This is a genomic window from Paenibacillus jilunlii, assembly GCF_900102965.1.
In the GTDB taxonomy this organism is placed as follows: domain Bacteria; phylum Bacillota; class Bacilli; order Paenibacillales; family Paenibacillaceae; genus Paenibacillus_AQ; species Paenibacillus_AQ jilunlii.
Map to the genome: position 1 here is coordinate 338,681 of NZ_FNGM01000001.1, position 10,257 is coordinate 348,937.

The window sequence follows — 10,257 nt, forward strand, 5'->3', positions numbered from 1 at the left end:
GAAAGACAAGGATGGTGGGGTATGAAATACAAGCTGATTGCACTGGATGTGGACGGGACACTGCTGAATGACGACCACAAGCTAAGCCCGGAAAATAGGGAGGCCATTGCCGAGGTAACCCGGCAGGGCGGGCAAATCGTCTTGTGCACAGGCCGCAGTCCGCAGAATTCGATTCCTTTCATGGAGGAGATGGGGCTGGCCGGATATGTGCTGGGACACAATGGAGCGGCTACAGTTCGGGTGGAGGACCGTGAGGTGCTGCATATCTACGGGCTGGATGCCCGCGGACTGGACCCTTATATTGATTACTGCCGTGCGCGTGATATTCATTATGATGTGAATACTGCTTTTGACATGTATGTGGACAATGTGGCCAACCTGACCCAAGAAGCGACGTATATGTACGAACATTTCCGGATTACGCCTGCATCGCTCCCGGCTTGGGAGGATTTCCGCGAACCGGTTGTCAAATTTACGGTATTCACTAAATCGGATATTCTGGACGAGGCCCAGCGCGAATGGAGCACCTGGACGCATCAATATAATATTGTGCGCAGCGGGGAGTTTTTCGTTGATTTCATGCATCCGGATGCTTCCAAAGGCAATGCGCTGATGAATCTGGCTTCCCAGCTGGGGATTGCGCAGGAAGAGGTTCTGTCCATTGGGAATTATTATAATGACATATCCATGCTGACCTACGCCGGCCTTGGCATTGCCATGGACAACTCACCCCTGGAGGTCAAGGCGGCAGCGGATGCGGTCACGGGCAGCAACAATGCTCATGGCGTGCGCGACGCATTGGTGAAGTACTGCTTGTCCTGATGGATATTCCTGTCCGGATCTTCTGGTTGAGGCCTCTTTAAATTTGATATGAAGCGGATAAATCCGGCGGGAATGACTCCTGCCGGATTTTTGAGTTATTGAGGAAATTATGAGTTTTTTCTGTTGTGATAGGATGTGTAAGGGGATAAGGGTCTTTTTCTTTGGTTCGACTAAAGGACGAATATGGACCTGAACGTCGGTTTGCCCGGAAACGACGGCAGAAACGCCGTTGTTGAAGCCCTGTGGGCTGGTATATGCAGAAACAACGGCAGAAGGTACCATAATTGGAGCGCCGTGGGTTGGGTTTGTGCAGAAACAATGGCAGAAGTGCCATAGTTGGAGCCCTGTGGTGGCAAGCCAAGTGGAAAAAGGGAACTTAAATTCCTCAGAAATCAACAATTGTGAGGTTTAAGTGGAAAAAGGAAACTTAATTCGGCAATATTCCCTGCTATGGAGCGAAACGGGCTGATTTAGTGTACCTTTTTCCACTTAGCTTGTCGGGTTGCTCGATGCTCAAGCAAATTAGTGATACTTTTCTCCTACTTTTTCCACTTAACGAGCTAACGAACAGCCAAGAAGATAAGTGCTCTCCTTACGCAAACTTTTTAATCGGAGCGCCGAAGGCGGGAACGAGTAGAAACAACGGCAGAAATGCTGTTGCTGAAGCGCCGAGTACTGGTTTGCCCGGAACTAACGGCAGAATTGCCTTTGTTGAATAGCCGAGGGCTGTTTATTCACAGCAGAAAAAAGCGATCTTACACCCCCTTAAAGAGGGTGTAGGGTCGCTTGATTTATATTATGCTTAAATGAACCGCAATATGCGCGTGAGGGGCTGTTCAGCTGCCTATTGCCCGTCAGTATGGGCTTTGAGAATCCGCAGCCCTTTGGGCAGATGGTTTTTTAGCTGCCCGGAGCTGGCTTTGCCCCAGCTGACAGGAAGTCCGTCTACGGTAACTAATGTCCAACCGTGCAGATCGGGCGGAACTGGAAGACTCTCGCCGCGCAGCCAAGCCTGAATATCCGGACTGTCTGCCGCCAGATCGTAGCTGCGTGCCGCCTGTTCCGGCTGGAGAGCCATAGCGAGGGCGTGTGCGGGTTCAATGCGGTTTTTCTTCAGATGGGCAATGTGCAGTCCCGCACGGGGGACCTTCAGCCCTTCCAAGAGGCCTGTATGCAAGCTGGCATTGAACGCTTCCGGCAGCAGGTACAGGGATTCTCCAAAGAGCAGAGGCACGCCTTGCCCGGTAAATCCCGGCAGCTCTCCGGAGGCCCAGCTCATAAATTGCTGGTAGGCATCGCGGGCGGTGGAAGCCGGCTTGCGGCTGGTCTTTCCGCGCCCGCTGCTGCGTTTACTGCGGCTGGGCGCCCCGTCTTCAGTGGCAGCCCTGCGGAGCAAAGCGACGAAATGGCCTTCGCCTTTTTCCAGATGAGGCCACAAGCGCTTCTCAGCAATCAGCTCCATATCAGGGTAATTGTCCAGAAACCGTGATATAGTCTCCTCATTCTCCTTGCGGTTAAAAGTACAGGTAGAGTAGGCCAGGCTGCCCCCCGGTTTCAGCATAATATAGGCATCCTGGAGAATATCCCATTGTCTTGCCGCACATATCTCTACATGCTCCACAGACCATTCGCCGATGGCGGCAGGGTCTTTGCGGAACATTCCTTCGCCCGAACAGGGCGCATCCAGCATAATCCGGTCAAAAACCTGCGGAAAACGGCGGGACAGCTCACCCGGAGATGCGCAGGTTACAACAGCGTGGGAGATGCCGAGACGTTCGACATTCTCCGCCAGAATCTTAGCCCGTTCCGGGTGAATCTCATTGGAAACGAGCAGTCCTTGTCCCTGCATCAGTGCGGCGATATGGGTAGTTTTGCCGCCGGGAGCTGCTGCAAGATCAAGCACGGTCTCACCGGGGCGGGGGGCCAGCAGTTCGGCTGCGGACATTGCGGAGGGCTCCTGAATATAATATAATCCGGCGGTATGATAAGCATGCCGTCCCGGCCGGGCGGGTTCCTCATAATAATATCCCGAAGGGCACCAGGGCACTGGCGTCAGGGGGAATAGATCTGCTGCGTGTTCAGCCGCTGCGCGGCCTGAAAGCGAGTTGCTTTTGAGCGTATTGAACCGCAGTCCCTGGGTCCGCCGGGCAGTGTAGCTCTCCAGAAAAGCGTCCGCCTCCTGCCCCAGCATCTCTCTAATGGCGGCAGTATAAGCGGCGGGGAGCCGTTCTTCATTCATACATCATTTCTCCTCTTGTCAAAATCTAAAAAGTTCTTATTAGTTGCTGTTTCAGGTGGATACCGATAAAATTAAGGTGTGGGAACTAAGCGTATCTGTAAATGTACATATATACAACTATATCATAATTGCCGGGTCTCATCGTAAATGGCAATTGTAAAGGGGAATGCCTTATGAATTTGCTGCAAGCGCTATTCTTCCCGCCGGAGCAACCCGGTGGTGTATCTTCTATGATTCCGTATCTGCAGGAACGCTTCCGTTCAAGCCGCTGGGACATGGATTTGTTCTGGCTGCCCAAGCGCATCCGGGGCAAGGGGCGGGAAGAGGTCAGTTTTGAAACCTTTGACTGGACCCTCTACGGCGAAAGTCCTGTTGTACAAAAATATATTCAGACCTACAAAGATTATATATGGTGGACCAAGCTGCGCATGAGCAAAAACTATGATCTGATCCATGCCCATCATCCGATTGCCGGACTGGCAATGAAAAAAATCTATCCCGGGGTTCCTCTGATTCAAACGCTGCACTCCAGCTATGAACGCGAGCTGATTCTGAATGGAGCCATCCTTGAAGGCGGACTGGAGCATAAATTTCTCGTCTCGATTTACCGCGAACTGGAGCATGTCAGCGACCGGCTCATGACGGTGTCACGGTCTTTTGCCGATTACTTGGCCCCATACATTGACCAGCCTGACAGAATCGGAGTGATTCCGAATGGTTTTGATGAGAAAAGATTTAAGCCGGTGCCGCATGACAACGACATCCCGCAGCTGGTAACGGTAACCCGCCTGGTACCGGCCAAAGGAATAGACACATTGTTCAAAGCCTGCGCCGAGCTGAAAAAACGCAATCATGAATATGTGCTGCATATTATCGGTGATGGTCCTTCCCGTGCAGAACTGGAGCAGCTGGCACAGAATCTGGGCATTTATAATGAAACGATTTTTTACGGCTATACGCTGCATCCGGAAGAATTTATGCCGTTCTTTGATATTTTTGTGCTGCCCTCCCGCGCGGAAGCCTTCGGATCGGTGTTTGCGGAGGCGGCGCTCAGCTGTCTGGCGCTGGTAGGCACCAATGTAGGCGGAATTCCGGAGCAGATTGAAGACGGAGTAAACGGCCTGTTGGTTGATCCGGATAATGAGGTGGCACTCGCGGATGCTCTGGAAAAAGTGATCAGCGATCCCGGATACCGCTACGAGCTGTCCCGTTCGGCCTGGGATAAAGCGAAAAGCTTGTATTCATTAACACGTGTAGCCAATGAGCTCAAAAAAACCTATCTGCAGTATCAGCCGGGAACGAAAGGGTGAGGCTATGATTCCTTTTCGTTTTCTGCATGCCGCAGATCTGCATCTGGACAGCCGTTTTGCCGGACTGGCGCAGCTCCCGCAGGCTATACGCTCCTATTTAAGGGAGTCCACCTTCGCCGCCCTCGGGCGGCTTGTTGGCGTAGCGGTTCAGGAAGAGGTTGATTTTGTGGTCATCAGCGGGGATGTCTACGATATCTCAGACGCTTCACTGCAAGGGCAGCTGCGCTTTCAGGACGCGCTTCAGGAGCTGGGGAGACACGGCATTGCAGTGTTCCTGATTCATGGCAATCATGATCCGCTGGACGGGCCCCGCCTCAGCACCGAGCCTCCGGGGCATGTGACCGTATTCGGCGGCAGTGAACCAGGACAAGCTATTGCGCGGCGCCGCAGTGATGGTCAGGAGGTTGCTGTAGTCAGCGGAATTTCCTATCCTAGCGCCAAGGTGACAGAGAATACAGCTTTGCAATTTACACGCAGACCGGGAAGCGATTTGTATCATATTGCTCTTTTGCACGGGAACGTAGACGGAGATCCCCAGCATGAGACTTATTCTCCCTGCAGCCGCAAAGATCTGATCGGGCGCGGATACGACTATTGGGCATTGGGTCATATACATAAACGCAGTATTCTGAATGAGCAGCCGCCGATTGTATATCCGGGGAACATCCAGGGACGCAGTGTCAAAGAGACAGGCCCCAAAGGATGCTATGTCGTGGATGTGAACGGGGAAGGTCAGGCAGCACTCCATTTTCACGAATTGGATGGGGTCCGCTGGCATGTCCGTGAACTCTCCATTGACGGCTTGGCGGATGAAGCGCAGTGGACCGGGGCCGTGGAACAGGCCGTGGAGGAGGTCAGGGACGAGTATCCGGAGCTGATGTCGGTGGTGCGCTTCCGGCTGACCGGACGAGGCCCTGTGCATAAAGCGCTGGCCGGGAAGGGGGCAGCAGAGGATCTGCTCGCTGAATTGCAGCGGCGGGAGGCCCTGCGCGCAGAACGCAAAGAGTACGCAGGTCTGGTCTGGACCGAAGGCTTCGCACTGGAAACAGGACTGGCCATTGACCGCGGGCGTCTGGTTCAGGAGGACAGCTTTCTTGGCGAAATGCTGCGTCTGGCCGGGCGGAGTGAACATTCTTCTGCCGAATTCGAGGAACTGATGGACAGTGCGCTCAAGCCGCTGCTGGAGAGCCGTGAGCTGCGCAGGATCCTTGCTTCTGTCTCACCGGAGGAGAAGCTGGGCTGGCTGAGAAATGCAGCCGAGCTTGGAATTACCCTGCTTGCAGGGCTGGATGAGCATGCTGAAACCATGCCGGCCGGGGGAGAAAACCGGATGGGAGAAAATATACGCCAAGAACAGCTCCAGATAGATGCCGGAATGCTGACGGATGGGCTAAGTATGTCTCCTGTCTCAGAGGCCGAAAGCATAATGCAGAAAAAGAACGACGAAGAGTTACAGCACGACACAGAACAAAAGGCACGGACTCAGGCGGTGAAGCCTATCCGGTGGGAACGGGGAGATGCCGGGTGAAAATAGAGGAGCTGCAGATTGGCGGATATGGCCGCCTGCATAACCGTGAAATGAAGCTGGACAGCGGGGTAAGCCTGCTCTATGGCCGCAATGAAGCCGGTAAAAGCACTACCTTGCAGTTCATACGCGCTATGCTCTTCGGCATTCCGGGCAGAATGAATCCCCTGGAACGCTATGAGCCTGCGCAAGGGGGACAGCATGGCGGAATGCTTGCCGCGCGTGACAGCGCAGGCGGACTGTGGAGAATCCGCCGGTATATGACAGGCGGAGAGACACCGGGCAGAAGCGAAAAGCTGCACATTACGGTTAGTTATCCCGACGGAAGAATCGAAGAAGCCAGCCAGACGGAGCTGGAGCGGCGTTTGCTTGGCGGCATTTCCCGCAGTATGTTCCGCCAGCTGTTTGCTGTCTCACTGGATGAGCTGCAGGAGCTTGGCGCGCTGCAGTCCGAGGAAATGAGCAGCTATCTGTTCCATGCCGGCATGGGGGGCGGCGGTGAGATAATGCGGGCCGAGCGGCGGCTGCAGCAGGACGCGGAGAAGCTCTACAAGCCGCGCGGGAAGGTGCAGGAAGCAGCCAGAATCCTGCAGTCGATTGAGAAGCTGGAGAGGGAGGTGGCCGAAAGCCGCTCCTATCTGCCCCGGTATAACCAGAATCTTGCGGCTTTGGAAACTGTAGAGCTGCAGCTAGAGCAGCTGGAGGACCGCCGGCGGATTGCTGCCGGCAGACTCGTTCACTTGCGCAAAGCCCAGGAGATCCGCGAGCTATGGCTGAAATGGAGCGAAGCCAAGCTGGAGCTGGCGGAGCTTCCGGTGATCGCTTCTTTTCCTGAGCATGGAGCCGCCCGCTGGCGGACTCTGGAGGCAGAAGTGCAGAATGCCGAAGGGTTGGTATTCCGTCTTAAGAGGCAGCACAACGAGCTTGCCGCTGAACTGGCAAAGCATCCGCCGGATGAACGGCTTCAAGCTCAAGGACCGCATCTCGAAGCTCTGGACCGCCGGCGCAGCAGCTATGAAGACAAAAAAGCCGAAGCAGAGCGCCTTGCGGCTGAGCTTGATGCGCTGCAAGTGCATCTGGAACGCATTCTGCGCGGCATTGGGGCAGGCTGGGGCATGGCCGAGCTGGCGGGCTTCTCCGCTACGGCGGCAGACCGGGAAGCCGCACGGCGCTTCGCGGCGGGCTTCAGCGCGTATGACCGCCGCATGGAGGCCCGGGAAGCGGAGCGGCAGGCGCTGCGCTCCCGCCTGGCCTCTGCCGCCGCTGCGCTGCAGGCGGCAGACCGGGCCCTGGCGCGCGAGCACGCCGCCGGTGCCGCCGACTTCGCGGGCTTAGCTGCGCGCAGCCCGCGCGAGCTGCTGCAGCTCTGGGACGAGCTGCAGCTGGCTGCCGAGCGCTGGCGCGAAGCGCAGCTCGGCGGAGAGCCGCTGCGCGGCCGCGGTGCCGCAGGCAGCGGCACCGGCAGTGCCGGGCGCCGCTCGCAGCGCTACCGGCGCCTCCTGCTGGCGGGCGCAGCGCTTACGCTGCTGCTGCCGCCAGCGCTGCGCTTGACCGGCGCACCGCCGGTCAGCGCCTGGGCCGCGCTCGGCCTGCTGGCCGCAGCGGACCTGGCCCTGTGGGTGGCCCTGCGCGCGGAGCGCAGGGCGGACGCGGCCCCGCCGGGGCACGGCGGGGAGGGCGATGCAGCCGCAGCGGAGATGCGGCGGCTGCGGGGGCTGCTGCTCTCCGGCGCGGAGCCGGAGAGCGGGCTTGGCCGGCCGGGGCAGCGGCAGCGGCCGGCGGGAGGCGTAAGCCCTGACGCCAGCGGGCTGGAGGCCGGCATGAAAGAGCTGCGCAGGCTCATGGACGCCTGGAACGCATGGCGGCAGCGCGTGGAAAAACTGGCTGCCGAACGGGAGGCCTGCCGGGTTGAGCTGGACTCGCTTACGGGGCAGGAACTTGCACTCGCGGCAGAACTAGAGCAGGCTGAGGCTGATTTCACAGCGCTGGCCGGACGCTATGAGGAATGGCTGTGTGAACGCAAGCTGCCTGACGGCCTCTCGCCAGAGGGCCTTCCCGATATATTCTCAATGGTGGAACAAGGCAACGAACTGCTGCGCCAGGAGCATAAGCTTACTGTGCGCCTGGGTACCTTGAAATCCGAGTGCTTTTCCTTTGAGCGGGAAGTATCAGCGTTGATGAATGAAGCCGGAATTGAAGCCGGACTTGAAGCTGGGAATGGAACAGGAGCTGGGAAGATTGAAGGGGTAGAAATGGACTTGGGTTCGCCTGCTAATGCAGGCCGCCAAAATTTGTCTTCGTTTGACCCGGTGAATGGATTAGAGCATTCTGCCGGAGCTGTTCAAGCTTTTCGAAGCTCAGACGGTGTTGCTGCCCCCGACCGGTCTGCTATGCCCAATGCTGCTGCGGCAGCCGGTCTTGAACATCCATTTTGGGATTCTAAGACCACCGCAGTCTCCGCTTCTCCGCTTCAACAACAATTCGAACCGGAGGGTTTATCTCTTCTCAGCTGGCTGGAATTGAGAAAGCGGGAGTGGGATCTTCTACAGGTGGAACTGCTGCGCCGGGAAGGAATGAACGCCCGGCTGCTGGAGCTTAAGGAAGAGCTGGCAGTAAGCAGCAGGGAATTGGAGGAACTGTCACGCCGTTCCCGCGAATTGCTGCAACAAGGCGGGGCTGAGGATGGTGAGGAATTTCTGCGGCGGTCATCGGCTGTACAGCAGCGCATCGAGCTCACGAAATCGATCCGTCAATGGGAGCTGGCCATGTTCGGAGGCTGGGAGAATCAAGCCGCCGCTGGGCTGCTGACACTGCTGGAGACTCATGATGAATACACTTTGGCCCAGGAACGGAATACTGCGGAGGAAACTGCGGTTAGTATTGAGGATGAACGCAATGCTTTGCTGCAGCATCGGGGCAAGCTGCTGCAGGAACGTGAATATTTGCTGGAGCGCGGGATGGATGATTCAGTCCTCCAGCAGTTGGAGGAGCAGCGGGCGGCGCTGCGGGTAATTGCAGGCCAATATGCAGTAACAGCATTGGCGGCTGAGCTTATGGGCAGAACGCGCCGTATCTATGAGCAGGAGAAGCAGCCGCAGGTGCTGCTGCTGGCTTCCGGGTATTTTGCCAAGCTGACGGAAGGGGAGTACCGGCGGGTAGTAATGACACTCGGCAGCAAGGAGTTAAAAGCGGAGCACAAAAACCTGGGGCTGCTGGACAGCAGCCTGCTCAGCCGGGGAACAGCGGAGCAGCTGTACCTGGCTATCCGGCTAGCGCTTGCAGAGACGATGTCACGGCAGGCGAATCTCCCGCTGCTGTTCGACGATCTGTTTGTTAATTTTGATGAACGCCGGCTGCATGCGGCACTCGCCCTGCTCGGCGAGCTGTCCGCAAAAAGGCAGATTATCATGATGACCTGCCACCGGCATGTGGTTGAAGCGGCAGCTAAGATCATTCCCGCAGCGTCGGTGATTTCCGTCTAGGGCCTAATTCTGCATATCTCACCATCGTGCGATAAGAAGCGCCTTAGAAAACTCATTTGTCAGAGCCGCATGGAAAAAAGGTACAAACGCCAATGGACCCTCATCCGCAGGAATCCGCCTCGCGCAGGAATCAGCGCAATTAAAGGTAAAAGTATCTGTGAGTCGTCCTCGCCCGTGGGAATCGCCGGAGTATAAGGTGAAAAAACCGTTTAACCGTCCTCGCCCTCGGGGGTCGTCTCAATCAAAAGTAAAAATGCCTTTCAATCGTCCTCGCCCGCGGGGAACGCCTGAATCAAAAGTGAAAATACCAGGTAGGCGATCCCAAAGGACTGATTATCCGTTTCGCCTGGTAAAAAGCATATTCTATTCCATACGCAGAACGCAAACGCACTATGGCAAGTTGAGACTGCTTCACTTTCTTTGAATCGGCCCCGTGGGAATTCGGAGTCAGGCGGGGGAAGGCGAAATAACAGCAGAGATCGGTTGTTAGAGCGCCGCAAGGGGACTACGAGGTAAACATACTTTGATTTCGCCAGGAGTAAGCTAGCAGGTGGAATGAGCGGTAAATGTGCCATTGATTTCGGCGGTGGGGATGGCCAAGTGGAAAAAGGAAACCTAATTTCCTCAGAAAAAAACAATCATGAGGTTTAAGTGGAAAAAGGGAACTTTATTCAGTAATATTTCCTTATGTGGAGCATAATAGGCTATATTAGTGTACCTTTTTCCACTTAACCTACCGAGTTGCTTGATGCTCAGGCAAATTAGTTATACTTATTCCACCTAACCAGCAAACGAAGTGTCGAAAAGATACTTACTCTCCTTACACAACCTTCTTGACACTAGCAATCGCCGCAATCAAAGGTAAAAATACCTTTGAAT

At 55.9% G+C, this 10,257-nt stretch carries 5 protein-coding genes; 4 read left to right on the forward strand and 1 reads right to left on the reverse strand.

The annotated features are described in order from the left end of the window. Nucleotides 1–21: 21 nt before the first annotated feature. Nucleotides 22–822, forward strand: a complete 801-nt coding sequence (locus tag BLQ82_RS01575) for a Cof-type HAD-IIB family hydrolase (protein ID WP_062526723.1) — start codon at nt 22–24, stop codon at nt 820–822. Nucleotides 823–1,666: 844 nt separating this feature from the next. Here the strand turns inward: BLQ82_RS01575 and BLQ82_RS01580 are convergent. Further along, nucleotides 1,667–3,061, reverse strand: a complete 1,395-nt coding sequence (locus BLQ82_RS01580) for an RsmF rRNA methyltransferase first C-terminal domain-containing protein (protein ID WP_062526725.1) — start codon at nt 3,059–3,061, stop codon at nt 1,667–1,669. 173 nt (nt 3,062–3,234) lie between these two features. Here BLQ82_RS01580 and BLQ82_RS01585 point away from each other — a divergent pair, with 173 nt between their 5' ends. The 3 genes from BLQ82_RS01585 to BLQ82_RS01595 are packed head-to-tail and all read left to right on the forward strand — an operon-like array spanning nt 3,235 to nt 9,378. Then, nucleotides 3,235–4,371, forward strand: coding sequence for a glycosyltransferase family 4 protein (locus tag BLQ82_RS01585; protein ID WP_062526726.1), 1,137 nt, complete (start codon nt 3,235–3,237; stop codon nt 4,369–4,371). Between the two features lie 4 nt (nt 4,372–4,375). After that, nucleotides 4,376–5,899, forward strand: a complete 1,524-nt coding sequence (locus BLQ82_RS01590; RefSeq protein ID WP_244280668.1) for a metallophosphoesterase family protein — start codon at nt 4,376–4,378, stop codon at nt 5,897–5,899. Further along, nucleotides 5,896–9,378, forward strand: a complete 3,483-nt coding sequence (locus BLQ82_RS01595; RefSeq protein ID WP_074647616.1) for an AAA family ATPase — start codon at nt 5,896–5,898, stop codon at nt 9,376–9,378. Before BLQ82_RS01590 ends, BLQ82_RS01595 begins: the two co-directional genes overlap by 4 nt. Nucleotides 9,379–10,257: the final 879 nt, after the last annotated feature.